General features: G+C 67.0%; 25 protein-coding genes. 11 read left to right on the forward strand and 14 right to left on the reverse strand.

All coding sequences use genetic code 11. The features are described 5' to 3' along the window. On the forward strand, positions 1-1,224 hold the full coding sequence (gene glcF, locus AC0J42_RS17765) for a glycolate oxidase subunit GlcF (RefSeq protein ID WP_473002735.1): 1,224 nt from the start codon (positions 1-3) through the stop codon (positions 1,222-1,224). A gap of 78 nt (positions 1,225-1,302) precedes the next feature. On the opposite strand, the gene AC0J42_RS17770 is transcribed toward glcF, so the two are convergent. Then, positions 1,303-1,803, reverse strand: a complete 501-nt coding sequence (locus AC0J42_RS17770; protein WP_473002737.1) for a P-loop nucleotide/nucleoside kinase family protein — start codon at positions 1,801-1,803, stop codon at positions 1,303-1,305. A gap of 127 nt (positions 1,804-1,930) precedes the next feature. On the opposite strand from AC0J42_RS17770, the gene AC0J42_RS17775 reads away from it, so the two are divergent. The 4 genes from AC0J42_RS17775 (at position 1,931) to hpnA (ending at position 4,401) form a co-directional block, all read left to right on the forward strand. Continuing rightward, positions 1,931-2,206: a metal/formaldehyde-sensitive transcriptional repressor gene (locus AC0J42_RS17775; protein WP_416424882.1), complete on the forward strand. Its 276-nt coding sequence runs from the start codon at positions 1,931-1,933 to the stop codon at positions 2,204-2,206. Then, entirely contained in the window at positions 2,203-3,132 is a 930-nt protein-coding gene (dmeF, locus tag AC0J42_RS17780) for a CDF family Co(II)/Ni(II) efflux transporter DmeF (protein WP_473002740.1), read from the forward strand. Before AC0J42_RS17775 ends, dmeF begins: the two co-directional genes overlap by 4 nt. Next, positions 3,132-3,308 (forward strand): DUF1289 domain-containing protein, encoded by a 177-nt coding sequence (locus AC0J42_RS17785; protein WP_416424884.1) that lies wholly within the window; start codon positions 3,132-3,134, stop codon positions 3,306-3,308. The genes dmeF and AC0J42_RS17785 overlap by 1 nt, the downstream gene beginning before the upstream one ends. A 118-nt stretch (positions 3,309-3,426) precedes the next feature. After that, the gene (hpnA, locus tag AC0J42_RS17790) at positions 3,427-4,401 is read left to right on the forward strand and encodes a hopanoid-associated sugar epimerase (RefSeq protein ID WP_473002741.1); all 975 of its coding nucleotides are present in this window, start codon (positions 3,427-3,429) and stop codon (positions 4,399-4,401) included. Here hpnA and AC0J42_RS17795 read toward each other — a convergent pair. After that, a complete protein-coding gene (locus AC0J42_RS17795; protein WP_416424886.1) occupies positions 4,388-5,284 on the reverse strand; it encodes a ferritin-like domain-containing protein in 897 nt (298 codons plus the stop codon). The genes hpnA and AC0J42_RS17795 overlap by 14 nt on opposite strands. A 34-nt stretch (positions 5,285-5,318) precedes the next feature. On the opposite strand from AC0J42_RS17795, the gene AC0J42_RS17800 reads away from it, so the two are divergent. Beyond that, a complete protein-coding gene (locus AC0J42_RS17800) occupies positions 5,319-5,516 on the forward strand; it encodes a hypothetical protein (protein ID WP_473002744.1) in 198 nt (65 codons plus the stop codon). 592 nt (positions 5,517-6,108) lie between these two features. Here the strand turns inward: AC0J42_RS17800 and AC0J42_RS17805 are convergent. Genes AC0J42_RS17805 through hpnI form a run of 4 tightly spaced genes read right to left on the reverse strand, consistent with a single transcriptional unit; the run spans position 6,109 to position 10,582 of the window. Continuing rightward, positions 6,109-7,149, reverse strand: coding sequence for a lysylphosphatidylglycerol synthase domain-containing protein (locus AC0J42_RS17805; RefSeq protein ID WP_473002746.1), 1,041 nt, complete (start codon positions 7,147-7,149; stop codon positions 6,109-6,111). Continuing rightward, positions 7,146-7,973, reverse strand: a complete 828-nt coding sequence (gene hpnK, locus AC0J42_RS17810; RefSeq protein WP_416424888.1) for a hopanoid biosynthesis-associated protein HpnK — start codon at positions 7,971-7,973, stop codon at positions 7,146-7,148. Before hpnK ends, AC0J42_RS17805 begins: the two co-directional genes overlap by 4 nt. Continuing rightward, the gene (gene hpnJ, locus AC0J42_RS17815; RefSeq protein WP_473002748.1) at positions 7,973-9,400 is read right to left on the reverse strand and encodes a hopanoid biosynthesis associated radical SAM protein HpnJ; all 1,428 of its coding nucleotides are present in this window, start codon (positions 9,398-9,400) and stop codon (positions 7,973-7,975) included. The genes hpnK and hpnJ overlap by 1 nt, the downstream gene beginning before the upstream one ends. Positions 9,401-9,457: 57 nt before the next feature. Beyond that, positions 9,458-10,582, reverse strand: coding sequence for a bacteriohopanetetrol glucosamine biosynthesis glycosyltransferase HpnI (gene hpnI / locus AC0J42_RS17820; RefSeq protein ID WP_473002750.1), 1,125 nt, complete (start codon positions 10,580-10,582; stop codon positions 9,458-9,460). Positions 10,583-10,732: 150 nt separating this feature from the next. On the opposite strand from hpnI, the gene idi reads away from it, so the two are divergent. The 4 genes from idi to dxs are packed head-to-tail and all read left to right on the forward strand — an operon-like array spanning position 10,733 to position 15,340. Continuing rightward, positions 10,733-11,329, forward strand: a complete 597-nt coding sequence (idi, locus tag AC0J42_RS17825; RefSeq protein ID WP_416424891.1) for an isopentenyl-diphosphate Delta-isomerase — start codon at positions 10,733-10,735, stop codon at positions 11,327-11,329. 19 nt (positions 11,330-11,348) lie between these two features. Further along, entirely contained in the window at positions 11,349-12,440 is a 1,092-nt protein-coding gene (hpnH, locus tag AC0J42_RS17830; RefSeq protein ID WP_473002753.1) for an adenosyl-hopene transferase HpnH, read from the forward strand. A 54-nt stretch (positions 12,441-12,494) separates the two neighbouring features. After that, positions 12,495-13,382, forward strand: a complete 888-nt coding sequence (ispA, locus tag AC0J42_RS17835; RefSeq protein ID WP_416424893.1) for a (2E,6E)-farnesyl diphosphate synthase — start codon at positions 12,495-12,497, stop codon at positions 13,380-13,382. 44 nt (positions 13,383-13,426) lie between these two features. Beyond that, the gene (dxs, locus tag AC0J42_RS17840) at positions 13,427-15,340 is read left to right on the forward strand and encodes a 1-deoxy-D-xylulose-5-phosphate synthase (RefSeq protein WP_473002756.1); all 1,914 of its coding nucleotides are present in this window, start codon (positions 13,427-13,429) and stop codon (positions 15,338-15,340) included. A 44-nt stretch (positions 15,341-15,384) separates the two neighbouring features. Here dxs and AC0J42_RS17845 read toward each other — a convergent pair whose 3' ends face one another. The 4 genes from AC0J42_RS17845 to AC0J42_RS17860 all read right to left on the reverse strand — a co-directional run bounded on the left by AC0J42_RS17845 (position 15,385) and on the right by AC0J42_RS17860 (position 20,117). Continuing rightward, positions 15,385-16,245, reverse strand: a complete 861-nt coding sequence (locus AC0J42_RS17845) for an SPFH domain-containing protein (RefSeq protein ID WP_473002757.1) — start codon at positions 16,243-16,245, stop codon at positions 15,385-15,387. 33 nt (positions 16,246-16,278) lie between these two features. Beyond that, entirely contained in the window at positions 16,279-16,716 is a 438-nt protein-coding gene (locus AC0J42_RS17850) for an NfeD family protein (protein WP_416424896.1), read from the reverse strand. Between the two features lie 221 nt (positions 16,717-16,937). Continuing rightward, positions 16,938-18,311 (reverse strand): DUF1329 domain-containing protein, encoded by a 1,374-nt coding sequence (locus AC0J42_RS17855; protein WP_473002760.1) that lies wholly within the window; start codon positions 18,309-18,311, stop codon positions 16,938-16,940. A 12-nt stretch (positions 18,312-18,323) separates the two neighbouring features. After that, positions 18,324-20,117 carry a DUF1302 domain-containing protein gene (locus AC0J42_RS17860; RefSeq protein ID WP_473002762.1) on the reverse strand — a complete coding sequence of 598 codons (1,794 nt, stop codon included), beginning with the start codon at positions 20,115-20,117 and terminating at the stop codon, positions 18,324-18,326. On the opposite strand from AC0J42_RS17860, the gene AC0J42_RS17865 reads away from it, so the two are divergent. Further along, positions 20,017-20,223, forward strand: a complete 207-nt coding sequence (locus AC0J42_RS17865) for a hypothetical protein (RefSeq protein ID WP_416427612.1) — start codon at positions 20,017-20,019, stop codon at positions 20,221-20,223. The genes AC0J42_RS17860 and AC0J42_RS17865 overlap by 101 nt on opposite strands. A 363-nt stretch (positions 20,224-20,586) precedes the next feature. Here the strand turns inward: AC0J42_RS17865 and AC0J42_RS17870 are convergent, their stop codons facing one another. The 4 genes from AC0J42_RS17870 to AC0J42_RS17885 all read right to left on the reverse strand — a co-directional run bounded on the left by AC0J42_RS17870 (position 20,587) and on the right by AC0J42_RS17885 (position 24,368). Further along, on the reverse strand, positions 20,587-21,513 hold the full coding sequence (locus AC0J42_RS17870; RefSeq protein ID WP_473002764.1) for a 2-hydroxyacid dehydrogenase: 927 nt from the start codon (positions 21,511-21,513) through the stop codon (positions 20,587-20,589). Between the two features lie 33 nt (positions 21,514-21,546). Then, complete coding sequence (locus AC0J42_RS17875; RefSeq protein ID WP_473002766.1) at positions 21,547-22,308, reverse strand: SDR family oxidoreductase; 762 nt, start codon at positions 22,306-22,308, stop codon at positions 21,547-21,549. A gap of 24 nt (positions 22,309-22,332) precedes the next feature. Continuing rightward, complete coding sequence (locus AC0J42_RS17880) at positions 22,333-23,022, reverse strand: fumarylacetoacetate hydrolase family protein (RefSeq protein ID WP_473002768.1); 690 nt, start codon at positions 23,020-23,022, stop codon at positions 22,333-22,335. Positions 23,023-23,120: 98 nt separating this feature from the next. Then, positions 23,121-24,368 (reverse strand): MFS transporter, encoded by a 1,248-nt coding sequence (locus AC0J42_RS17885; RefSeq protein WP_473006876.1) that lies wholly within the window; start codon positions 24,366-24,368, stop codon positions 23,121-23,123. Positions 24,369-24,792 lie beyond the last annotated feature (424 nt).

Consider the following 24,792-nt stretch of genomic DNA (forward strand, 5'->3'; position numbering starts at 1 on the left):
ATGCAAACCCACCTCAGCGAACAGGCGCGCCAGCTGCCGCGCGCCGCCGAAGCGGAAAAGGTGCTGCGCAGCTGCGTGCACTGCGGCTTCTGCAACGCCACCTGCCCCACCTACCAGCTGCTGGGCGACGAACTGGACGGCCCGCGCGGGCGCATCTACCTGATGAAGGAAATGCTCGAAGGCGCGCCCATCACCGCCGCCACCCAGACCCACCTGGACCGCTGCCTGAGCTGCCGCAACTGCGAAAGCACCTGCCCGTCGGGCGTCGAATACCACACCCTGCTGGACATCGGCCGCGACTTCATCGAGCAGCAGGTGCCGCGCCCCCTGGGCGAACGCCTGCTGCGCGGCGGCCTGCGCGCGGTGGTGCCGCGCCCGGCGCTGTTCACTGCGCTGACCCGCGCCGGCCAGGTGCTGCGGCCATGGCTGCCCGGCGGCCTGCAGGCCAAGCTGCCGCGCCAGGCTCGGCCGGCCGGGGTGCGCCCGCCCATCCGCCACCCACGGCGCATGCTGATCCTGGAAGGCTGCGTGCAGCCGGGTTTCTCGCCCAACACCAACGCCGCCACCGCGCGGGTGCTCGACCGCCTGGGCATCAGCCTGCTGCCAACACCCCACGCCGGCTGCTGCGGCGCCGTGGACTTCCACGGCAACGCCCAGCACCGCGGCCTGGACCGCGCCCGGCGCAACATCGACGCCTGGTGGCCGGCGGTGCAGGCCGGGGTCGAAGCCATCGTGCAGACGGCCAGCGGCTGCGGCGCCTTCGTCAAGGAATACGGCGTGCTGCTCAAGGACGATGCGCATTACGCCGACAAGGCCCGCCGCGTCAGCGCCCTGGCCCGGGATTTGGTCGAGGTGCTGCGCGACGAACCGCTGGCTGCATTGAACGTGCACGGCGAGCTGCGCCTGGCCTTCCACTGCCCCTGCACCCTGCAACATGCGCAAAAACTGGGTGGCGCCGTGGAAGGCGTGCTGACGCGCCTGGGCTTCAGCCTCAGCGCGGTGCCCGATGGCCACCTGTGCTGCGGCTCGGCGGGCACCTATTCGCTGACCCAGCCGGCGCTGGCCCGGCAGCTGCGCGACAACCGCCTGGGCGCGCTGGAAAGCGGCCACCCGGACGTCATCGTCACCGCCAACATCGGCTGCCAGACCCACCTCGACGGCGCCGGCCGCACCCCGGTGCGGCACTGGATAGAAATCATCGACGAGTCCCTACCACCCCCGTAGCAGCTGCCGCAGGCGGCGTCCTCCACCCGCGGTGCATCAGGTACACCTCAGCGCCCAGGACGCGGCCTGCGGCCGCTGTTACGGGGTGGGGGTCGACAATTGCTGGTGGATCATGGCCAACGCTTCGGCAACCGAGAGCCGGGCGGTATCGACGGTGAACGGCGCGGGCAGCCAGGGCTCGTACTCGTGGGCCAGCACCGAGGCCCAGCTGGGCGGCACCAGGCCGGGCACATCGACAGTGCGAGACTGAGTGCGGCGCTGGTGTTCGGCAAGGTCCGAACACACCACCTGCACATCCAGCAGCACCACCCGTGCGGTCGCCGCCACGTCGCGCCATGCCTGGCGGCTCTCGGCCACCGGGTTGACACAGTCCACCACCACCCGGTTGCCCAGCTGCAGGTTGCCCAGCGCCACGGCATTGGCCACCCGATAACCATTGGCCCCCACCTCGCAGCCGCCGTCGCGCAGCGCCTGTTCGATGCTGTCGAGGCGCACATACAGCGCGCCCATGTGCCGGGCAAGGGCCTTGGCCAGGGTGGTCTTGCCGGTGGCGGGCAGGCCGCTGAAGACGATGAGCATGGCTTCTCCTTGGTTACCCGGCCGATGCTGCCCGCATACCCGGCCCGCCGCAAGCACGACCGACGCCCCTTGCATAGGTATAGGGGGTATACCTATACTGCGCGCATTCACATTTCAGGTACCTCCCATGGGCCACATTGCTTCCAACCGCGACGACCTGCTCAAGCGCGTCAAGCGCATCGCCGGGCAGATCCAGGCCATCGAGCGCGCCCTGGAGGGCGACCACGACTGCGCCAAGACCCTGCACCTGGTAGCCGCCACCCGTGGCGCCATCAACGGCTTGATGGACGAGATCATCGAAGACCACGCCCGCGAGCACGTCGCCAACCCGGCCCTCACCGACGCCCAGCGCAACCAGGGCGTGGAAGAGCTGCTGGAAGCCATCCGCCGGTACTCCAAATGAGCGCCGCCCTGCACGGTCACAGCCACGTGTTCCTGGGCTCGGCCCACGCCGAGAACGCCCGCCGCACCCTGTGGGTGGTGGTGCTGACAGTGGTGATGATGGTCGGCGAGATCGCCGCCGGCTATTTCACCGGCTCCATGGCGCTGCTGGCCGACGGCTTTCACATGGCCACCCACGCGGTGGCGCTGGGCATTACCGCGGCGGCCTATGCCTACGCCCAACGTCACGCGCAGAACGCCCACTTCAGTTTCGGCACCGGCAAGGTCGGCGACCTGGGCGGCTTCGCCTCGGCGCTGATCCTGGGGCTGGTGTCGCTGGGCGTGGCGATCGAGTCGGTGCAGCGCCTGCTGCACCCGGCGGACGTGCAGTTCGGCACCGCCACGCTGATCGCCATTGTCGGCCTGCTGGTGAACATCGCCAGCGCCCTGCTGCTGGGGCATGGCCACAGCCACGGCCATCACGACCATGATCATGATGACCATCACCACGACCACCATGGCCATGACAACAACCTCAAGTCCGCCTATGTGCACGTGATCGCCGACGCCTTCACCTCGGTGCTGGCCATCGCCGCCTTGCTGGCCGGCCGCTACCTGGGCTGGGTGTGGCTGGACCCGGTGATCGGCATCGTCGGCGCGCTGGTGATTGCCCGCTGGGCCTGGACCCTGATGGGCGCCACCGCCGCCGTGCTGCTGGACCACACCGACGACCACGTGGCGGAAGAAATCCGCGCACTGGTGGAGGCACCCGGTGACGCCACCATCACCGACCTGCACGTGTGGCGCGTCGGCCCTGAAGCGCGCGCGGCGATTGTCAGCGTGGTGGGCCAGGCGGGCGTTTCGGCCGAGGCCATCCGCGAGCGCCTGGCGCCGGTGCATGAGGTCAGCCACCTGACCGTGGAAGTCCAGCGACGGGGTCAGGGTTGATGGCCAAGGAAATCGAAAACCCCTGCACGGCGCTGTGCCAGCTCAGCGGCGACCTGTGCGTGAGCTGCGGGCGCAGCAAGGACGACATCCGCAAATGGAAGCGCATGAAGCGCCCGGAAAAGATGGCCGCCGTGCAACGCGCCACCGCACGCCTCAAGGCCCTGAAAAAGAAATAGCCCCGTAGCAGCGGCCAAAGGCCGCGTCCGCACTCCTCCTGATACACCGCGCTGGCTGGGACGCGGCCTATGGGCCGCTGCTACGCTGTGTGCGTGGTTTCATCAAAGGAGGCAGCCCTTGAGTACTCTGGTTACCGGTGCCACCGGTTTCGTCGGCTCCGCCGTGGCGCGCCGGCTGTTGCAGCAGGGCCATGCCGTGCGGGCGCTGGTGCGGCCGGGGGCCGACCGCAGCAACCTGGCGGGCCTGCCCATCGAGGTAGTGGAAGGCGACCTCACCCGCCCCGACACCCTGGCCCGCGCCTGTGCCGGCTGCGCGGCGCTGTTCCATGTGGCCGCCGACTACCGCCTGTGGGCACCCGACCCCAATGACCTGTACCGCACCAACGTGCAGGGCACCGAGGCGCTGCTGCAGGCCGCCGGCGACGCTGGCGTGGCGCGCATCGTCTACACCAGCAGCGTCGCCACCCTGGGCATCCCGCCCGGCGGCGCCGAGGGCGACGAAAGCACCCCGGTGGCGCTGGCCGACATGATCGGCCACTACAAGCGCTCCAAATTCCTCGCCGAGCAACGAGTGCGCGAACTGGCGGCCGGCGGCCTGCCGGTGGTCATCGTCAACCCGTCCACGCCCCTGGGCCCGCGGGACATCAAGCCCACCCCCACTGGCCGCATCGTCCGCGACGCCCTGGCCGGGCGGCTGCCCGCCTACGTCGACACCGGCCTGAACCTGGTGCACGTCGACGACGTCGCCCTGGGCCACTGGCTGGCCTTCGAGCACGGCCAGGTGGGCGAGCGCTACGTGCTGGGCGGCAGCAACCTGAGCCTGCGTGAAATGCTCGAACAACTGGCCGCCCTGTGCGGCCGCCAGCCGCCACGCTGGCGCCTGCCCCACGGCGTGGTGCTGCCCATCGCCCACCTGGCGCAGGGCTGGGCGCGGCTCACCGGCACCCAGCCCCTGGCCACCGTGGAAGAGGTGCGCATGGCGCGCAAGCTGATGTACTTCTCCAGCGCCAGGGCCCGCCGCGAACTGGGCTACGCCCCACGGCCGGTGCAGCAGGCGCTGGAAGACGCGGTGTGCTGGTTCAGCCGCGCATGAAACGCCGCGCCAGGCGCGCCAGTTTCGGCACGAAGGTGGGCCGCAGCAGCCGCTGGTCGTAGCCGCCCATGCGCCGCCGGTCCTCGGCCAGGCACAGGTCCAGCAAGGCGCCCACGCTCAGGTCCAGGCCGATCTGCTGGTTGCCGGTGAGGGCGAAATTGGCGTCCTGCATCTGCCCGGCGCCATCCAGCCCTCGGGCGATGCCAATGCGTTCCCACACCAGGAACGCCCACACCCGCGCCACCTTGAACTCGAACGCCAGCCGCTGCCACCACGACAACTGCCGCCGGTACCAGGCCACCCAGTTGGCGAAGAACAGAATATGCCGGGCCTCCTCCTGCACCACCGGCTCGAAGGTATCCACCAGCTCGGCGGGGAAATAGCCGGTGCGCTTGGCCGACTCGAACAGGCCGAAGGCGAAGAAACTGTCGATACATTCGCTGTAGCCGGTCACCAGCCAACCCCACTGCGGGTCCTTGGGCACCAGGTATTCCGGCTCCGGCGCCAGGGCGATGCCGTAGGCTTCCACCAGTTTGCTCAACACCACCTTGTGCCGCGCCTCCTCGCCGCCATCCATCACCAACGCCTCGTGCAGCAGCGGGTCGCGAACGGTGTGGGCGTAGGTGTGCACCTGCAACTGCGCGCGGCCTTCGGTTTGCACGGCGATGTCCCAGATGGGCAACGAGGTGATACGGCCCAGGGCTTCGTCGTCCAGCGTTGGCCAGAGCATGACGGCGGGTTTGTAGGGGTTGTGGGTGTCAAGCAGCATGCGGCAGAACAGGCGCTTGTGCGCCTCGGAGCCCACCTTGATCTGCCCAGGCTCACTGCTGCGCCAGTGGCGCATGGCGTGGTCGGCTGCGTCGATGACGGCGTCACTGCACATGGTGTCTCCTTCTACGAAGTTCAGGTTTGAAGTCATGAACCATCTGTTGTTGCTGTTGATCTGGCTTTTGATCTCGCTCTTGATCTGGCTTTTGATCTGGCTTTTGATCTGGCTTTTGATCTTGATCTGGCTCTTGATCTGGCTTTTGATCTGGCTTTTGATCTTGATCTGGCTCTTGATCTGGCTCTTGATCTTGGCCCCGTTAAGCGCCCGGGCCGACCGGAGGCGTTGATCAAGCGGGCCTCGGCGGAGCCGAGGGAGACGGAACCGGAGGCGCTTCTATTCCGGGCCGTCGTCCGCTTGAGCGACGCCGAAGGGAGGGGACCCGTAGCACAGCGGAGGGCCCAAGCAGGGGCGAGCCCTTTTTGCTTCCTTTTTGGGGCGACTGCCAAAAAGGGAGTCGCCGTAAGGGCGAAACGGTCGGTGGTATCCCCGCGAAAATGGATATGTTCGAAATCGCCGAAGCGGGATTCGAAAGCCCTATGTATATCCAGCATTTAGGGTGATGCCACTTCACCTTTCCGGCCTTACGCCGGCTCACTTTTTGTCAAACGCCACAAAAAGTAAGCAAAAAAGGCTTGCCCCTGCTTGGTCCCTACGCTTTGCTACGGGTCCCCTCCCTCCGGCGCCGATCAAGCGGACGACGGCCCGGAATAGAAGCGCCTCCGGTTCCGTCTTCCTCGGCTCCGCCTCGGACCGCTTGCTCGACGCCTCCAGTCGGCCCTGGCGCTTTACGGGGCATACAATCAAGATCAAAGGCCTCACGGAAGCAAAAGCAGTCTGCGGTGTCACGGCTGTTGCTGTTGCTGTGGCTTTTGCTGTGGCTATTGCTGTTGCTGTTGCTGTTGCTGTTGCTGTTGCTGTTGCTGTTGGCGTTGCGGCCGCGGCCGCTGCCGCACCTGCCGCACCTCCACCCAATACCAGGAAACCAACGCCGGCACCCCAAACCCAATCTCCCGCAACCGCTTCACCAACGACAACGCCAGGCTCGCCTCCACCGGCACGCCAATCAAACTGCCAAACAACACCAACCCACCCTCCTGCACCCCCAGCCCCGCCGGCACGATGAAGATCAGGTGGCGCAGCGCCTGGGTCACCGCCTCGATGGCGATGGCGTCCCAGACGCTCACCTCGAACCCCAGCAACCGCAACGCCAACCACGTCTCCAGGCTGCCCACCACGAACCCCGCCAGCTGCCAGCCGCCGGCCGCCAAAAGCCGCCAGCGCGGGGTGCTAAGGGCACGGATGTCCTGGTCCAGGCGCTGGCCGTTGATCAGTTCGGTGAGCCGCGTGCGGCCACCCAGGATGCGTTCGGCCACGCTTTCCAGGCGCGCGAACAGTTGCCCGTGACGCACCAGCCAGAACAGCCCCAGGGGCAACGGCAGGCTGGCGAGCAAGGCGAATAACAGCGAATCCAACGCCCCCACCTGACGGGTGATGGCGATCAGCAACACCACCCCCAGGGCGGTGAACAGGTACTGATTGACCAGGGTCAGCAGCACTTCAAGGACGATGCTGGCGGTGGCCGCTGCGCCGTCGACGCCGCGCCACTTCACCAGGCGGATGCCGACGATCTCACCGCCAATATTGGCCACCGGCAGCAGCCGGTTGAAGGCCTCGCGGATGGCCGCGATCCACAGCAGCACCGCCACCCCGGCGCGGCCCTCGGGGTCGCGCGGGGCCAGCAACACCCGCCAGCCGAGCACGTCCAGCCACAGCGGCACGAGGTGAAACGGCAGCAGCCACAGCAGCGCCCAGCCGGCGTGCTGGACGGCGGCGAGGATGGCGCCCACGTCCTGGTGCAGCACCAGGGCGATCACCGCGATCAGCCCCAGCAGCCCGGCCAGCCAGGTCCAGCGGTTCATGGTTGCAGGGCCGCCGGGTCGCCGAAGCCGTTGCACAGCCGGCAGTGGTGATCAACGGCCTGGCGTACCCGCGGCGACAGCAGCGCGGCCAGTTCGTCGGCGTGGCGGTAGCTGCCCATGGCCGGGGTCAGGCCGCCATGCACCGCCGGGTGCAGGTACAGCTCGGACAGGCCGCCAGGCAGCCGAGCCAGGGCGTCCAGCAGCACGCCTTCGTCCATGGCGCCGCTGTGGCGCAGGCCGAACACGTGGTCGTTGCAGGCCACCCCGGCACGCCCCAGGCGCCAGCGCATCAGCGCCAGCCACGGCCGCAGCCAGGGGCCCATGCCCGGCTCGGCCGGCACGCGCACGGCGCGCAGGCCGAAGTCGCGGCCGATGCGCAGGATCAGCGTCAGCACCGTGGGGTGCAGGTGGAAGTGCTTGTGGGCGTTGACGTGGTCCAGGCGCAGGCCGGTGGCGGCGAACGCCTGGAACTGCGCACGGATCTCCGCCGCCAGCTGCCGGCGCACCCTGGGCAGGAAGAAAAAGCGCACGCCGGCGCCGACCATGTTGCTGCCGAACTGGCCGCTGGCGTCTACAAGGTCGGGGATCTGCGCGGGCGCCAGCACCGCCCTGCCCTCGGCCAGCACCAGGTGCAGGCCCACGGCCAGGCCAGGCAGGCGCCGGGCCCGGGCCACCGCATCGGCCGCCGCCGGCGCGGCCACCATCAGGCTGGCGGCGCGCAGCACGCCCTGGCTGAAACCCTGCTCCACCGCCTGGTTCACCGCCGGGTGCAGGCCGAAATCATCGGCGGTGACGATCAGCCGCGGCCGGGTGTCGGCTGCCATCAAGCCTGGTGCTCACGCAGGAAGCGGAAAAACTCCACGCCCTCGCGCAGGCGGCGCTTGGTCATTTCCCAGCTGCCGAGCATCTCGCGCACGATTTCCCAGATCTTTGAGGGGCGGAAATAGAAACTGCGGTAGAAGGTCTCGATGCCGTGGAATATGTCTTCGCGCGACAGGTGCGGGTAGCTGATGGACGCCAGTTGCACGCCCTTGTCGTTGACCAGGTGGCCGCCCTCCTCGGGCTGCAGCCAGCCGTTCTCCACGGCCTGGCGGTACAGGGTGGTGCCGGGGTACGGCGCCGCCAGCGACACCTGCACGGTGTGCGGGTTGATCTCCTTGGCGAAGGCGATGGTCTTGGCGATGGTCTCGCGGGTCTCGCCGGGCAGGCCGAGGATGAAGGTGCCGTGCACCTGAATGCCCAACTGCCGGCAGTTCTCGCTGAAGCGCCGGGCGATGTCCACGCGCAGGCCCTTCTTGATGTTGTGCAGGATCTGGTCGTCGCCCGACTCGAAGCCCACCAGCAGCAGGCGCAGGCCGTTGTCCTTCATGATTTTCAGCGACTCGTAGGGCACGTTGGCCTTGGCGTTGCAGCTCCAGGTCCAGCCCAGCTCATGCAGGCCGCGGGCAATGTCGTGCACCCGGGGCAGGTTGCTGCTGTCGGTGAAGGTGTCGTCGTCGAACATCAGCTCCTTGACCTGGGGCATGTTCTCCTTGATCCACTTCGCCTCGGCGATCACGTTGGCCGCCGAGCGCACCCGGTAGCGGTGGCCGCCGACGGTCTGCGGCCACAGGCAGAAGGTGCATTTGGAGCGGCAGCCACGGCCGGTGTAGATCGATACGTAGGGGTGCTTGAGGTAGCCGATGAAATAGCGCTCGATCTTCAGGTCGCGCTGGTACACCGGGGCCACGAACGGCAGTTCGTCCATGTCCTCGATCATCGCCCGGGGCGGGTTGTGCACCAGCTTGCCGTCGGCGTCGCGCCAGGTGATGCCCGCCACCTGGGCCAGGGGCCGGCCAGCGGCGATTTCCTTGCAGGTGTAGTCGAATTCCTCGCGCGCGACGAAATCGATGGCGCTGCTGGCGGCCAGGGAATCGGCGGGGTCCACCGCCACCTTGGCGCCCACCAGGCCGATCAGCATGGCCGGGCAGCGTGCTTTGAGCAGCTCGACAAAACGCACGTCGGTGGGAAAGGACGGCGTGCTGGTGTGGATGATCACCAGCTCGAAGGCGGCGGCAATGTCGAGGGTGGCCTCCACCGACAGCTCTTCAACCGGCGCGTCCAGCAGCCGCGCGCCGGGCACCATGGCCGCGGGCTGGGCCAGCCAGGTGGGGTACCAGAAGCTCTTGATTTCACGCCGGGCCTGGTACCGCGAGCCCGCCCCGCCATCGAACCCGTCGAACGACGGTGCCTGCAGAAAAAGCGTCTTCATGGGATTCTCAGCTCCAACGGCCCTTGGCCGGGTTTGCCTGACATTCACCTGCGCCGATCAAGAATAGCGTATCGGCCCGTCCTTACGCGCATGCATCACCTGCCCGCGCCATTTCACCCGCCAGCCGGTCAGCGCCACGGCCCATTCCAGCAGCAACAGCACATCGCGCACCGGCATCAACCAGGCGCTTTGCGCCCCCGCCCCGCGCCGCCAGCGCAGCACCCGCGCGCCCAGGGCCAGCACTGCCAACGCCAGGTTCAGAGCAGTGGGCGCCAGGGTCAGGCCCAGCAGCGCCAGCGGCCAGGTGAAGCACACCACACTGGCAAAGAAGCCCGCCGGGGCGATGGCGCGAATGGTGCGCAGCCAGCGCAGCTCGTGGCTGACCAGCGTAGCAAAGCGGGTTTCGCTGACCTCGGTGCCCACCCACACCGGCGACAGCACCGTGCGCAAGCCGGCGCGCCGGGTCAGCTCGCCCAGCCAGAAGTCGTCGGCCAGGGTGTCGGCCAGCGTTGCCAGGCCGCCGATGGCCGCCAGGCTGTCGGCGCGCAGGGCGATGGTCGAGCCGAAGGCAAAGCGCCGCGAGCCCAGGGCGTGGGACAGGCGCACAGAGGGCGCGAACCAGTCGTCGATGAACAGGCAGCCCAGCCGCGACCAGAAGCTGGCCTGGGCCACGCCGTGGTACAGGCAGGTGACCACGCCCACGCCCGGGTCGGCCAGCGGTGCCACCACCGCGTCCAGGTAACCGGGGGGCACGCTGATGTCGCTGTCGGCCAGCACCAGCCAGTCGTGGCGGGCCTGCGCCAGGAGGTTGAGCAAGTTGCTGACCTTGAGGTTGCTGCCGTGCACGCGCGGCTCCAGCACCAGCTGGATGTCACGGCCCGGCAGCGCCGCCTGCAGCGCCTGCACCACGGCGATGGCCGGGTCGTGGGCCTCGCGCACGCCGCAAAGCAATTGGTCGCCCTCGCGCAGCTGGCTGGCCACCGTGAATAAATTTTCATACAGCCGCGGCTCGGCGCCATGCAGGGGCTTGAGCACCGACACCGCGGGCCGGCCGGCCGTGGCCTGGGCCGGCAACGGCTTGCGTACCGCCCACAGGCTCGCCAGCGCGTAGCCTGCGGCTGCCAGCAGCAAACCGCTGCCCAGCCACTGCCCTGCATGATTGAGAACCTCTGCCAAGCCCATCGCAGCCTCGCCTGTTCGCCCGTGCCAGTCTGACACCTTAGCCGCTGTTCACGCAGCTTGCCGATGATCGAACACATCCACAAACCGGGTCGCACACTGAAAATTGTGCACTATAGTGATGAGCGTTGACTGGGCCCAGGAGGTAGACCCTTGACCACTCCGGAACTGGAAAGTCGCCCTTGGCGGCATTCACGCAGTGTCGTGTCGTTCAACGACGAACCGCTGGTATTGGTAGACGAACAGGACCGCGAAGTCGGTTTCCTCGACAAGGCCTCGGCCCACCAGGGCCAGGGCGTGCTGCACCGTGCCTTCTCGCTGCTGGTGTTCAACCACAAGGGCGAGTTGCTGCTGCAACAGCGCGCCGCGGGCAAGCGCCTGTGGCCCGGCTACTGGTCCAACACCTGCTGCAGCCACCCGCGCCGTGACGAAAGCATGGAGGTGGCCATCGAGCGCCGCCTGGAAGAAGAACTGGGCATGCGCTGTGATTTCCGCTTCCTGTTCAAATTCCAGTACCAGGCCCAGTTCGACGCCCAGGGTGCCGAGAACGAATTGTGCTGGGTGTACGCCGGGCGCACCGACGCAGCCCCGGTGCTCAACCTCAACGAGGTATCGGCCCTGCGCTATATCGCCCCCGAGGCGCTGGACCAGGAAATAGCCGAGCGGCCGCACACCTTCACCCCCTGGTTCAAGAGCGAATGGCAACGGCTGCGCCGTGACCACGCCGAGGTGTTCGCCCCGTTGGCTTGATGACGCGAAGGAGACTGTGGTGGGTATTCCAATTATTCAGCAGGTCAAGATCGCCGGGTACATCCTGGGCAAGAAGCTCACCGGCCAGCGCCGCTATCCGTTGGCGATGATGCTCGAGCCCCTGTTCCAGTGCAACCTGGCCTGCGCCGGCTGCGGCAAGATCGACCACCCCAAGGACATCCTCCAGCGGCGCATGAGCATCGACGATGCCCTGCGCGCGGTGGACGAATGCGGCGCCCCGGTGGTGTCGATTCCCGGCGGCGAGCCGCTGATCCACAAGGAGCTGCCGCAGATCGTGCAGGGCATCATCGCCCGCAAGAAGTTCGTCTACCTGTGCACCAATGCCATCCTGCTGGCCAAGCACATCGACGAGTACCAGCCCTCCCCCTACTTCACCTGGTCGATCCACCTGGATGGCCTGCGCGAACGCCATGACCAATCGGTGTGCATGGACGGCGTGTTCGACAAGGCGGTGGCGGCGATCAAGCTGGCGCTGTCACGCGGCTACCGGGTCACGGTCAACTGCACCTTGTTCAACGAGGAACCGCCGGACGACATCGCCGCCTTCTTCGACTACGCCATGGAACTGGGCGTGGAAGGCATCACCGTGTCCCCCGGTTTCAGCTACGACCACGCGCCGCGCCACGACGTGTTCCTGGGCCGCACCGAAAGCAGCCAGCTGTTCCGCGAGGTGTTCAAGCGCGGCAAGGGCCGCTCGCGCAAATGGGTGTTCAACCAGTCGTCGATGTTCCTCGACTTCCTGGCCGGCAACCAGCGCTACCAGTGCACGCCCTGGTCCAACCCCACCTACAACATTTTTGGCTGGCAGAAGCCCTGCTACCTGCTGGTGGACGAAGGCTACGCGCCCAGCTACCAGGCGCTGATGGACAGCACCGAATGGGAACGCTACGGCGTGGGCATCAACCCCAAGTGCGACAACTGCATGGCCCACTGCGGGTTCGAGGGCACCGCCGTCGACGACACCTTCGCCCACCCGCTCAAGGCCTTGCGCGTGGCGCTGCTGGGGCCGCGTACTGAAGGCGCGATGGCCGAGGCGCTGCCGGTGCGCTATGCCCAGCCGATACCGGTGAAGCTGATCGACACACCGTGACCGCCGCCGGCCGCGCGCTGGCGGCCACGGCACATAACTAGAAAAGGACCACCGATGATTATCGCCTACCAGAAACAGTGCCAGGCGTGGGTCGACGCTGGCCTGCAGGAGTTGCTGCAGACGCCCAGCGCGCCCTTGCAGCATTTGTACGACGCCATGCGCTACAGCGTGCTCAACGGCGGCAAGCGCGTGCGCCCGTTGCTGGTGCACGGCGCCTGCCAGGCCCTGGAGGGCGACCCGCGCCAGGCCCTGGGTGCCGCCTGCGCCGTGGAGCTGATACACGCCTATTCACTGGTGCACGACGACCTGCCGGCCATGGACGACGATGACTTGCGCCGCGGCCAGCCCACCACCCACAAGGCCTTCGACGAGGCCACCGCGATCCTTGCCGGTGACGGGTTGCAGACCCTCGCCTTCGAAACCCTGTGCAGCGAGCGCCACAACCCCGCCGACCCGGGCCTGCGCCTGCGCATGCTGCGCACCCTGGCCCAGGCTTCCGGCCCGGCGGGCATGGCTGGCGGCCAGGCCATCGACCTGGCGGCGGTGGGCAAGCAGCTGGACCAGCCGGCGCTGGAAACCATGCACCGGCACAAGACTGGCGCGCTGATCAGCGCCAGCGTGCGCATGGGCGCCCTGGCCAGCGGCCGTGCCGACGAGGCCGCGCTCAAGGCCCTGGCTGACTACGCCCGGGCCGTGGGCCTGGCGTTCCAGGTGCAGGACGACATTCTCGACGTGGAAAGCGACACCGCCACCCTGGGCAAGCGCCAGGGCGCCGACCAAGCCCACCACAAGCCCACCTACCCTGCCCTGCTGGGGCTGGCGGCGGCCAAGGACTATGCCCGGCATCTGCTGGACGAAGCCCTAGGCGCGCTGAACCCGCTGGACCATCACGCCGACGCGCTGCGGGCGCTGGCGCGGTTCATTGTCGAGCGTCATCACTGAGGCCGCCCCGGCGTTCGCCAGCCGGGCCACGTGGGGAGAAGACCATGCAGAAAACCTTCCTGGAAATACCCCGCACCGCGCCGGCCACGCCGCTGCTCGACCACACGCCCACGCCGCTGCAATTGCGCCGCCTCAACGAGGCGCAGTTGCAGGCCCTGGCCGATGAGCTGCGCCAGGAACTGCTGTACACCGTGGGCCGCACGGGCGGCCACTTCGGCGCCGGCCTTGGGGTGATCGAACTGACCATCGCCCTGCACTACGTGTTCGACACCCCGGTGGACCGCCTGGTGTGGGACGTGGGCCACCAGGCCTACCCGCACAAGATCCTCACCGGGCGCCGCGGCCTGATGCACACCCTGCGCCAGCAGCACGGCCTGGCGGCGTTTCCGCGGCGCTGCGAAAGCGCCTACGACACCTTTGGCGTTGGCCATTCCAGCACCTCCATCAGCACGGCCCTGGGCATGGCCATCGCTGCCCGCCTGCGCGGCCTGCCACACAAGACCGTGGCGGTGATCGGCGACGGCGCGATGACCGCCGGCATGGCTTTCGAGGCCCTGAACCATGCCCCGGAGGTAGGCGCCGACCTGCTGGTGGTGCTCAACGACAACGACATGTCGATTTCCCGCAACCTGGGTGGGCTGTCCAATTACCTGGCGCGGGTGCTGTCCAGCCGCACCTACAGCTGCATGCGCGAGGGCGGCAAGCGCATCCTCGCGCGCCTGCCCGGCGCCTGGGAGCTGGGCCGGCGCACCGAGGAGTACGCCAAGGGCATGCTCGCCCCCGGCATGCTGTTCGAAGAGCTGGGCTGGAACTACATCGGCCCCATCGACGGCCACGACCTGCCCACCCTGGTGGCCACCCTGGGCAACATGCGCGACCTCAAGGGCCCGCAGTTCCTCCACGTCGCCACCCGCAAGGGCAAGGGCTTCGCCCCCGCCGAGGCCGACCCCATCACCTGGCACGCCATCGGCAAGCTGCCGGCCCCCGAGGCCGCGCCGGTGCCCAAGGCGACCAGTGGGCCGAAGTATTCCAGCGTGTTCGGCCAGTGGCTGTGCGACATGGCGGCCGCCGACCCGCGCCTGACCGGCATTACCCCGGCCATGAAGGAAGGCTCGGACCTGGTGGCCTTCAGCGAACGCTACCCCCAGCGCTACTTCGACGTGGCCATCGCCGAACAGCACGCCGTGACCCTGGCCGCCGGCATGGCCTGCGAGGGCCTGAAGCCGGTGGTGGCGATCTACTCGACGTTCCTGCAGCGCGCCTATGACCAGCTGATCCACGACGTGGCCCTGCAGAACCTCGACGTGCTGTTCGCCATCGACCGCGCGGGGCTGGTGGGCGAGGATGGCCCGACCCACGCCGGCAGCTTCGACCTGTGCTACCTGCGCTGCGTGCCGGGCATGGTGATCATGGCGCCCAGCGACGAGAACGAACTGCGCCGGCTGCTGAGCACCGGCTTCCAGTATTCAGGCCCCGCCGCCGTGCGTTACCCGCGCGGCACCGGGCCCAACGCGCGCATCGAGCCGGGGCTGCAGCCGCTGGAGATCGGCAAGGGCGTGCTACGCCGGCGCGGCCGCCAGGTGGCGCTGCTGGTGTTCGGCACCCTGCTGCCGGCGGCGCTGCAGGTGGCAGAGGCGCTGGACCTGAGCGTGGCCGACATGCGCTTCGTCAAACCACTGGACGAGGCGCTGATTCGCCAGCTGGCGGCCGAGCATGAGTTGTTGGTGACGGTGGAGGAAAACAGCCTGATGGGCGGCGCTGGCAGCGCCGTGGGCGAATACCTGGCCGCCCAGGGCATCATCATGCCGCTGCTGCAGCTGGGCTTGCCGGACCGCTACATCGAGCACGCCACCCCGGCGCAGATGCTGGCCGAGTGCGGGCTGGACGCGGCGGGCATCGAGGCCGCCATCCGCCAGCGCCTGGCGCCAGCCGTAAAGGTAGCCTCACGCTCAGCCTGACACCCCGTAGCAGCTGCCGCAGGCTGCGTCCGGGCACACCGCGGTCACCCGCTCTTCTTGCCCATCAACCCGCGCACGGTTTCCTGCAGGTCGGCGGGCAACACCACCACCTTGGCGTTGTTGCTGGCCGCCAGCGACTGCATGGCGTCGATGTAGCGCTCGCCCAGCAGGTACATGGCCGGCACCATGTCATCGCCGATCGCCTGCTTGATCTTGACGATGGACGTCGCCGAGGCCTCGGCCAGCTTCACCGTGGCCGCGGCATCCTTGGTGGCCGCTTCTTCGCGGGCGGTAGCTGCCAGCACCGCCGCCTGGCGTTCGCCCTCGGCGCGGGTCACGGCGGCCTTGCGCTCACGCTCGGCTGCGGCCTGGCGTTCCATGGCGCCCTGCATGGACGCCGACGGTTTGATGTCCTGGATCTCCACCGAACGCACGGCAATGCCCCAGTCGTCGGTCTGGGTGCTCATCGCCTCGGCCAGCTTGGCCTTGATGGCCTCGCGGCTGGACAGCGCCTCGTCCAGGTCCAGTGTGCCGATGATGGCCCGCAACGCAGTCATGGTCAGGCTGGACACCGCGTATTGGTAATCCTGCACGCCATAGGCGGCCTTCTGCGGGTCGATCACCTTGAGGAAGCACAGGGCGTTGGCAACGATGATGGCGTTGTCCTTGGTGATGATTTCCTGCTGCTGGATGTCGAGGATAATGTCCTTGGTGGGCAGGTTGTACTGCACCCGGTCCATGTACGGAATGACGAAGTTGAGCCCCGGCTTGAGGGTGGTGTGGTAGCGCCCCAGGCGCTCCACTATCCATTCCTCGCCCTGGGGCACGATGCGCACGCCCTTGGCCAGGGTGACCAGGGCGAAAGCGGTGAGCAACAACGGGATGATCAAGCTGCTGAAGAGCATGGTGTCGGTCCTTGAGAATAGTGAGCAGGAAAATCAGGCGACGGTGACGCGCACCGTGCCACCTTCCACCTTCACTAGGCGCACGCGGGTGCCGGCGCTGATGGCTTCGTCGGCCACGCAGGCCCACTCCTCGGCGCCGAGGATGGGCTTCTGGAAGCGCACCCGGCCCTTCTGGAACGGCGCCACGGCTACGGTCAGCAGGCCCACCTCGCCCAGCACCTCGTCCACGCTCCAGCGGGTTTCGGGGCGGCGCTTGCGAAAGAACTTCAGCCACACCAGGGCGATCAGCGACGACAGCAGCACCCAACTGACGATCTGCGTGCCCAGGGCGACAGCCGGCACGACCAAGGCCACCACGCCGATGAGCACGGCGCCCACGGCGAACCAGAGGATGAAGAACGTCGCGGTGAAGAGCTCCAGCACCGCCAGGGCCACGCCCAGGGCGATCCAGATCTGCCAGTCAAAATCCATGTCGGCTCGCTTGTGTGTATCGGGGAAGGAGGTACGGGCGAGAGTGTGCCAGAGAACCCGGCAGCGGATCGAGAAGAGGATGTAACAAGACAGGAATGCCACAGCCTTGTAGCCGCTGCCGACAGGCTGCGCTGGCCCTTGGGTACACTGGAAATTTCCAGTGTATTTGAGGGCCAGCGCAGCCTTCGGCAGCGGCTACGAGGGCGCGTGGCTAGGCGATATCAGCGGGTACCCGCGCTGCGCAGCGCGTTGGGGGTGTAGTCGGCAGGGGTCATCTTCAGGTCGAACTGCACGAAGTTGCGCTCTTCGTTGCTCATGCCGGTGACGATGTAGCGGCCGCCCAGCAGGTCATACAGCCCCTCGAACGCCTCGGCCTGGACCTGACGGTGGTAGTACGGCATCAGCATCGCCTGCCCTACGCGCCACAGCTGGCCGCGGCCGTCGTACAGGTCGGACATGGCGATGTTCCAGCTGTCCTCGTCCACATAGAAGGTGCGCTTGCCGTAGATATTGCGGGCGCTGGGCTTGAGCGTGGCTTCCACCACCCACACCCGGTGCAGCTCATAGCGGGCCAGGGTCTGGTTGGTGTGGCCGGCCTGCAGGATGTCGGCGTATTTCACTGTCGGCAGCGCCAGGCGGAAGTTGTTGTAGGGGATGTACATCTCCTGCTTGCCCACCAGCTTCCAGTCGTAGCGGTCCGGGGCGCCGTTGAACATGTCGAAGTTGTCCGAGGTGCGCATGCCGTCCGAGGCGGTGCCCGGGCCGTCGTAGGCTACCTGCGGAGCTCGCCGCACGCGGCGCTGGCCAGCGCTGTAGACCCAGGCTTCGCGCGGCTGCTTGATCTGGTTCAGCGAGTCGTGCACCAACAGCACGTCACCGGCCAGGCGCGCCGGCGCGGTGACTTCCTGCTTGAAGTACAGCAGCGCGTTCTGCGCCTCCTGGGGGTCGATGCCGGGCATCTGGTCAGGGAAACCGACCTGGTCACGCAGCTGCACGATGTTGTAGGAGCCGTTGGCCTGTGGCGCGGCCTGGGTGTACACGCGGCTGAGGTTGCCACCGCGGTAGCGGGTGATGTGGTTCCAGATCACCTCCAGGCCGTTCTGCGGGATCGGGAAGGCGTAGAAGCGGCTCTGGTCGAAGTTTTCCAGGCCGTTGCCGTCCGCCACCAGGTTGACCTTGGCAGCGCTGATTTTCGCCGCTGCGGCCACGTTGGCCGGCACCGCGACGCTGCGGTGGGTGGTGTACACCGGGATCACGAACGTATCGGGATAGCGCTTGAACAGGGCGATCTGCCCGGCCGAGAGCTTGCCCTGGTACTGGTCGAGGTTCTTCGCGGTAATGGTGAACAAGGGTTTTTCGCCGGCGTAGGGGTCGCCCAGGAAGCCGTTGCTGTCCACCGGCGCGGCGTTGGTTTTCAGGCCGCCGTCGTAGGCCGGGATGCTGCCGTCCTTGTTGCCGGCCTTCTCGCCTCCCAGCGGGGTCAGGGTGGTGCCGAGCTTGGCCACCTGGTCGGGGCTGACCGCCGCCATCACGTTCACTGCCACCAGGCTCAGGGCCAGGGCGGCGCATTGCATTGCCTGCTTGCCAATCATCATGAGTTCCCCACCTTAGAAGTTCACGCCGAAGCTGAGGGCGACGAAGTCGCGGTCAGACACGGTGTTGTAATCGCCACCAAAGAAGTTGGTGTAGTTGAGGCTGGCGGTGTAGGTGTTCTGGTAGTCGGCATCCAGCCCCAGGCTGACGGCCTTGACCCCTTCGTTGAACACCGGCCCATAGCCGTGCACGTCATGTGACCAGGCAATGTTGGGCTTGAGGTTGATGCCGGCGATGGCGTTGGCATAGTCCCAGATGGCCCGGGCGCGGTAGCCCCACGAGGTGGTGGTGTAGAAGCCGCCCGAGCCGTACTCGGCGTCGGCCGCGGCGTTTTCCGGAATGCCGAACACGGCGTCGCGGCCAAAGCGGTTGCCGGCGATGTCGCTGACCCCGGACACGTGGTCCATGCCCACCTCGCCCACCAGCGTCAGGCGCTGGGCGCCCATCACCTGGTCGAAGAAGTGGGTGAAGGTGGTCTGCACCTGGGTGACCGGCTTGCGCACGTAGCCGCTGTCCACCTGGTTGGCCTGGGCCAGCGCCGCGGCCGCGCCGCCGGTGGCCGCGGCGGTGGCCACGGAACTGGCGAGCATGGTCGTGACGTCGGTGGTGTTGAGCTGCAGCGGCATGTTCGGCCGGTAGCTGACCTCGCCGCTCCAGGCGGTGCCGGTGGGCAACGTGGTAGCGAAGCTCAGGCCGTACAGGCGAATGTCCTCGGGGTATTCGAGGAAGTAGCTGCCGCGCCCCAGCAGAATCGGCTGGGCCAGCGCCGGGGTGGTCAGCGCGCGGCGGATGTCGGCGGCGCTGGCGTTCTGCACGCTCACGTACGGGGTGCGGCTGTGATAGTTCATCACGTAGGCGCCGTACTCGGTGTCGTCGCCCAGCCAGCGCAAGGCCAGGCCCCACTGGCCGGAGTCGCGCGCATCGTTGTCGGAGCCGCGCGGTACGATCAGGCCTTCAGGCGTCACGTTCACGCCCAGCGAATTCAGCGCGGCCTTGGTGCCCGGCTGGTTCAGCGCGTTGACGGTGGTGGCGTCGAGGATGGTGTAGTTGTTGCGGCAGCCCTTGGCGGCCACGTCGGTGGACGAGAAGAAGGTGCCGCAGTTGTCGAGGATGGTGTTGTCCCAACCCAGTTGGTAGAACGCCTCGGCGGACAGTTTGTCGGTCAGCCCCTGGGACACGTACAACATGTTCACCGGGATCAGGCCTTCCTTGATTTCCGCACCGGGGCGGCGGAACGCCGACACGTCGATGGGGTTGATGGAGTTGATACCCCCGCCAATGAAAGTACTTTCACCCCAACTCACCACTTGCTTGCCCAGGCGCACGCTGCCGGGCTTTTCCGCGAGTTGGTAGTTGTAATAAGCGAAGGCGTCAAGTAATTCGATGCCGGAAGATTTGGCCGCTTCCTGGCGATGGTCATTACTGACGTTCTTGAAGTCCTGGTTCTCGTCCTGAAGTTCGAAGTCATACCAATACTTGGCACGGGTAAACACGCCAAAATTATTGTACTTCAACTCCAGGTCATGGATGCCCTTGAAAATCTTGGAGAAAGTCTCGCCCTTCTCGAAGTTCAAGCGCCCGTCATCGTTGGTCTGGGTAAAGCCATGGCCGCCGTTGGCCGAGCCGATCAGCGACTGCTTGGGGCTCTGGGTGCTCCAGCTGGCGCCGATGGAGAGGGACGAGTCGAACTGCCCCTCGATTTCCCCAATGTTGAAATTCACCGCCTGTGCCTCGAAGCTGACGGCACACCCCGCGACGACGGCCACAATGGTTGATGAAAAGCCCGCGAACCTTATTTTTGTTATCATTTGGCGCTCCCTGGTGAATCCCCACATTATTGTTGCACCGCCCGCGCGAACGCCCGGTCATGCCTTTTTTTATTCCGTGAAGACAGCTAAAGATGCGGAAGGTTAATTCAACTGTACGCATTTGAAACAACCTGCCAACAATCTATGTGCCATCCCTGATACTGTCAAATTGACCAAAACGCGTGCAGGCCCATGGCGCCGGGCCTGGGTACGATTGTTGCTTGGGCAGTTAAAACCTTTCAGCCCCGCCAAACTCGCGGGCTGCACCGGGTATATGCGGGGGCGTTATAGGGGCCCATAAACAAAAGCCCGCGATGAGCGGGCGGTGTTATTCATGGCGCAATGTGAGCTGTATCACCAAACAACATGTGTGACACATTGTTTCGCGCCCGTGGGAGCTGGCTTGCCAGCGAGTTGTTGAAGCATCCAAAAAGCTCGCTGGCAAGCCAGCTCCTACAAGCGCGGTGCCTCAGATCAGGGCCTGCCGCAAACTCGCGATCACCATCTCGCCCATGCGCGTGCGCGTCTGCACGGTGGCGCTGGCGCGGTGCGGTTGCAGCACCACGTCTTCGCGGGCGAACAGCGCCGGCGGCACGTTGGGCTCGTCGACGAACACGTCCAGCCCGGCCCCGGCAATGTGCCCCGCTTCCAGCGCGGCCACCAGGTCCGGCTCGTTCACCAGCTTGCCGCGCGCCACGTTGATCAGGTAGCCACCGCTGCCCAGGGCCTGCAACACCCTGGCGTCGATGATGCCCTCGGCCTTGTCTGCTGCCGCCGCCACGATAAGCGCGTCGCTGTGGCGCGCCAGTTCCACCAGGTCGGCGACGAAGGTGTAGGGCACGTCGCCCATGGGCTGCAGGTCGGTGTAGCTGATGGGGCAGCCAAACGCGGTGGCGCGGGTGGCGACAGCGCGCCCTACCCGGCCCAGGCCGACGATGCCCACGCGCAGGCCACTCACCTGGCGCGCCAGCGGCAGCGGCGCCAGTGGCGTGGCGCTGGCCGGCCACTGGCCGCTGCGCACGTAGCGGTCGCTGGTGCACAGGCCGCGACAGGCGGCGATCAGCAGGCCCATGGCAAGGTCGGCAACGTCCTCGGTCAGCGCGCCCACGGTGGCGCTGACGGTGATGCCGTTGTCGCGGGCATAGGCCAGGTCCACGGCGTCGGTGCCCACGCCGTTCACGGCCACCACTTCCAGGTGGGGCAGTTGTTCCATCACCTGGCGGGTGATGCCGGTGTGGCCGCCGGTGATCACTCCACGGATCTGCCCGCCCACTTCACGCAGGTACGCGGCCTTGTCGGCCTGTTGGTAATAGGGGTGCACGGTGAACAGCGTGGCCAGCTGCTCGCGAATCTCGGGGATGAGGATGGGGCTCAGTTGCAGGATGTGCGGCTTCATGGTGACCTCGAAGACAAAGGGGAACGGCGCGGCTCAGCCACGGCCCACGAACGGCATGTTGGTGGCCATCACGGTCATGTTCAGCACGTTGGCCGACAGGGGCAGCCCGGCGATGTAGCGCACCGCGTCGGCGATGTGCTGCACGTCGACCATGGGCTCCACGGCGATCTCGCCGTTGGCCTGGCGCACGCCCTTGGTCATGCGCACCGACAGCTCGGTGAGGGCGTTGCCGATGTCGATCTGGCTGCAGGCGATGTTGAACTCGCGGCCGTCCAGCGCCAGGCTCTTGGTCAGGCCCAGCACCGCGTGCTTGCTGGCGGTGTAGGGCGCGCTGAACGGCCGTGGCGCGTGGGCCGAGATCGAGCCGTTGTTGATGATGCGCCCGCCCTGGGGCTGCTGGCGGCGCATCAGGCCGAAGGCGCCACGGCTGCACAGGAACACCCCGGTAAGGTTGGTGTTGATCACGTTCAGCCACTGGTCCACGGCCAGTTCGTCGATGGGCACTGCAGGGGTGTTGACCCCGGCGTTGTTGAAAATCACGTCCAGGCGGCCGTACACCTCCTCCACCGTGGCGAACAGCGCGTCGACGCTGGCCGGGTCACGCACGTCGGTGGGCACTGCCAGCGCCTCGCCGCCTTCGGCACGGGCCTTTTCCACCAATTCCTGCAGGGGCTCGGCGCGGCGGCCGGCCAGCACCAGGGTGAAGCCGTCGGCCAGCAGGCCCAGGGCCACGGCGCGGCCGATGCCACTGCCGGCGCCGGTTACCAGGGCCACTTTGCGCGTTGTCGTTGTCATGTCGCTCACTCCTTGATGATTGGATTAACGGCGCGCGCCCACGCGCACGCTCAGTTCGCCGATGCCGTCGATACCGGCGCTGATTACGTCGCCCGGCTCCAGCGCGGCCACCCCCGGCGGCGTGCCGGTCATGATCAGGTCGCCGGGGCGCAAGGCGATGGACTGGGACAGGCGGCTGATGATCTCGCTCACCGACCAGATCTGCTGTTCCAGGCTGGAGCGCTGGCGCTCCACGCCGTTGACCTGCAGCCACACTGCGCCGCGGTCGGGGTGGCCGATGCGGCTCACCGGCACCACCGCGCCGATGGGCGCCGAGCCGTCGAAGGCCTTGGCCGCCTCCCAGGGCTGGCCGGCGGCCTTGGCGGCCATCTGCAGGTCGCGGCGGGTCAGGTCCAGCCCTGCAGCGTAGCCCCAGACATGCTCCAGGGCGCGGCTTTCAGGAATGTCGCCGCCACCACTGCCGATGGCCACCACCAGTTCGATCTCGTGGCAGAACTCGCGGGTCAGCGGCGGGTACGCCAGCTCGCCGCCGGCCTGCACCACGGCGCTGGCCGGTTTCATGAAGAACATCGGCGCCTGGCGCACGGCGTCCTGGGCGTCGCCCCAGGGGTAGTTGCGGCCCAGGCAGAACACCCGGTTCACCGGGAAACGCGCGTCACTGCCCTGCACGTCCAGGGTCACGCCCGCGTCGGGGGCAAATACGAAAGGGCTCATGGTCTACCTCGTGGCCTGTGTGTCGTTGGCCCACAGCGTACGGCGCCGTGGGCGGTAAAAGTTGGAGAAAACCGTGGCTGTCCTGGAGTAAACCGGGCTCAGCGGGCACGCAGTTGAATGCGGTACAGGCGCCCCAGCAGCAGCGAGTACGACAGCGTGCCGCACAGCGCCACCGCGCCGATGAACCAGAAGGCGTAGGCGAACGAGCCGGTGGCATGGACGATGCCGCCGATGACGATGGGGGTGACGATGCCGCCGATGTTCGCCGCCAGGCTGGTGATGCCACCGGTCAGGCCCACCAGCTCCTTGGGCGCCACCTCCGACACCGCGGCCCACGACGCCGAGGCAATGCCCTGGGCGAAGAACGCGGTGGTAAGGATGGCGATGCACACCACGTTGGAGTCGGTGAAGTTCACCAGCACGATGGACATGCCCAGCATCGAGCCCACCACCAGCGGCAGCTTGCGTGCAAAGGACATGGAGTAGCCGCGGCGGATCATCCAGTCCGAGAGGATCCCGGCCAGGAGGATGCCCACCGTGGCGCCGAGGAACGGCATCACCGCGAAGATGCCGACCTTGATCATGGTCAGGTGGCGCTCTTCGATCAGGTAGGTGGGGAACCAGGTGAGGAAGAAATACAGCGCCGAGGTGCTGGCGAACTTGCCGATGCAGATCGCCCAGATCTGCCGGTAGCTGAGCAACTCGCCGATCTGCCGCCAGCTGAAGCGGGTGCGCTGGGCGCTGGCTTTCACCAGGCCGCCGCCATCCTCGATGTACTGCAGTTCCTGGGCGCTGACCTTCTTGCAGGCCAGCGGGTCGCGGTACAGGTACAGCCAGGCCACGCCGAAGGCGATGCCCACCAGGCCGGTGGTGTAGAACACGTGGCGCCAGTCGTAGGTGGTGGCCAGCCACAGCAGCGCGCCGGTGAACAGCGCCGTGCCCAGGTACTGGCCGCACACGTAGATGCTGCTCGCCAGGCCGCGCTCGCGGGCCGGGAACCACACCGCCACCGCACGGCTGTTGGCCGGGAACGCCGGGGCTTCCAGGGCGCCGACGGCCAGGCGCAGGCCGAACAGCGAGGCAAAGCCACCGGCCAGGCCCTGGCCGACGGTGACCGCCGACCAGGTGATCAGCGACAGGCCGTAGGTGAAGCGCGAGCCAAAGCGGTCGGCGACGAAGCCGGCCGGCACCAGCGCCAGCGCGTAGGTCCAGGCGAAGCCGGAGAAAATCAGGCCCATCTGGATTTTGTCCAGGCCCAGGTCCTTGGCCATGAATGGCGCGGCGATGGAGATGTTCACCCGGTCGACGTAGTTGATGATGGTGGCGATCAGCAGCAGCGACAGCATGAACCAGCGTCGCCGGGTGGGCAGGCGCGCGGCGCTGGTGCTGTGGTCGAAGGTTTCGGCGGGGGCGGCCACCAGGTCGGCGTCGACGTTGGGCATCTGCCGGTTGCTGGGGGCCAGGTACTCGTGGGGAGTCGTCTGCATGGTACGAACACCTTCTAATTATTGTTGATAGGTATCGAGTCGGACGCCTCCAAAGTGATCGTACAACCATTGAAAATCAACGGGCCGGTTAGAACGTTTTTGCACAGCGAAACCGGCTAGAGGTCAAAAGTCCAAAAACAAAAAGCGCTGAAAACAGGCTGGCAAAACGCCAATTAATCGCCAGGATTATTGGTTTAGAGCGGTTACCATCGGCCAGGCGCGCAGCAGCGTTTTTGCACTTGGCAAAAACCACAAAGCCACGCAAAGTGTGCAAAGTGATCGT

The organism is Pseudomonas sp. Tav-5-1A (assembly GCF_055755055.1).

What these genes read in the sequence shown, in the direction of transcription:
- AC0J42_RS17800 (WP_473002744.1), top strand. Translation starts at nt 5,319, where the DNA reads ATGAACCATCTGTTGTTGCTGTTGATCTGGCTTTTGATCTCGCTCTTG.
- dmeF (WP_473002740.1), top strand. Translation starts at nt 2,203, where the DNA reads ATGAGCGCCGCCCTGCACGGTCACAGCCACGTGTTCCTGGGCTCGGCC.
- hpnI (WP_473002750.1), bottom strand. Translation starts at nt 10,582, where the DNA reads ATGGGCTTGGCAGAGGTTCTCAATCATGCAGGGCAGTGGCTGGGCAGC.
- AC0J42_RS17770 (WP_473002737.1), bottom strand. Translation starts at nt 1,803, where the DNA reads ATGCTCATCGTCTTCAGCGGCCTGCCCGCCACCGGCAAGACCACCCTG.
- AC0J42_RS17845 (WP_473002757.1), bottom strand. Translation starts at nt 16,245, where the DNA reads ATGCTCTTCAGCAGCTTGATCATCCCGTTGTTGCTCACCGCTTTCGCC.
- AC0J42_RS17775 (WP_416424882.1), top strand. Translation starts at nt 1,931, where the DNA reads ATGGGCCACATTGCTTCCAACCGCGACGACCTGCTCAAGCGCGTCAAG.
- glcF (WP_473002735.1), top strand. Translation starts at nt 1, where the DNA reads ATGCAAACCCACCTCAGCGAACAGGCGCGCCAGCTGCCGCGCGCCGCC.
- hpnK (WP_416424888.1), bottom strand. Translation starts at nt 7,973, where the DNA reads ATGGCAGCCGACACCCGGCCGCGGCTGATCGTCACCGCCGATGATTTC.
- AC0J42_RS17855 (WP_473002760.1), bottom strand. Translation starts at nt 18,311, where the DNA reads ATGATGATTGGCAAGCAGGCAATGCAATGCGCCGCCCTGGCCCTGAGC.
- AC0J42_RS17865 (WP_416427612.1), top strand. Translation starts at nt 20,017, where the DNA reads ATGTTGAAATTCACCGCCTGTGCCTCGAAGCTGACGGCACACCCCGCG.
- AC0J42_RS17785 (WP_416424884.1), top strand. Translation starts at nt 3,132, where the DNA reads ATGGCCAAGGAAATCGAAAACCCCTGCACGGCGCTGTGCCAGCTCAGC.
- ispA (WP_416424893.1), top strand. Translation starts at nt 12,495, where the DNA reads ATGATTATCGCCTACCAGAAACAGTGCCAGGCGTGGGTCGACGCTGGC.
- AC0J42_RS17870 (WP_473002764.1), bottom strand. Translation starts at nt 21,513, where the DNA reads ATGAAGCCGCACATCCTGCAACTGAGCCCCATCCTCATCCCCGAGATT.
- AC0J42_RS17860 (WP_473002762.1), bottom strand. Translation starts at nt 20,117, where the DNA reads ATGATAACAAAAATAAGGTTCGCGGGCTTTTCATCAACCATTGTGGCC.
- AC0J42_RS17880 (WP_473002768.1), bottom strand. Translation starts at nt 23,022, where the DNA reads ATGAGCCCTTTCGTATTTGCCCCCGACGCGGGCGTGACCCTGGACGTG.
- AC0J42_RS17885 (WP_473006876.1), bottom strand. Translation starts at nt 24,368, where the DNA reads ATGCTGTCGCTGCTGCTGATCGCCACCATCATCAACTACGTCGACCGG.
- hpnJ (WP_473002748.1), bottom strand. Translation starts at nt 9,400, where the DNA reads ATGAAGACGCTTTTTCTGCAGGCACCGTCGTTCGACGGGTTCGATGGC.
- AC0J42_RS17795 (WP_416424886.1), bottom strand. Translation starts at nt 5,284, where the DNA reads ATGTGCAGTGACGCCGTCATCGACGCAGCCGACCACGCCATGCGCCAC.
- AC0J42_RS17850 (WP_416424896.1), bottom strand. Translation starts at nt 16,716, where the DNA reads ATGGATTTTGACTGGCAGATCTGGATCGCCCTGGGCGTGGCCCTGGCG.
- AC0J42_RS17875 (WP_473002766.1), bottom strand. Translation starts at nt 22,308, where the DNA reads ATGACAACGACAACGCGCAAAGTGGCCCTGGTAACCGGCGCCGGCAGT.
- AC0J42_RS17805 (WP_473002746.1), bottom strand. Translation starts at nt 7,149, where the DNA reads ATGAACCGCTGGACCTGGCTGGCCGGGCTGCTGGGGCTGATCGCGGTG.
- dxs (WP_473002756.1), top strand. Translation starts at nt 13,427, where the DNA reads ATGCAGAAAACCTTCCTGGAAATACCCCGCACCGCGCCGGCCACGCCG.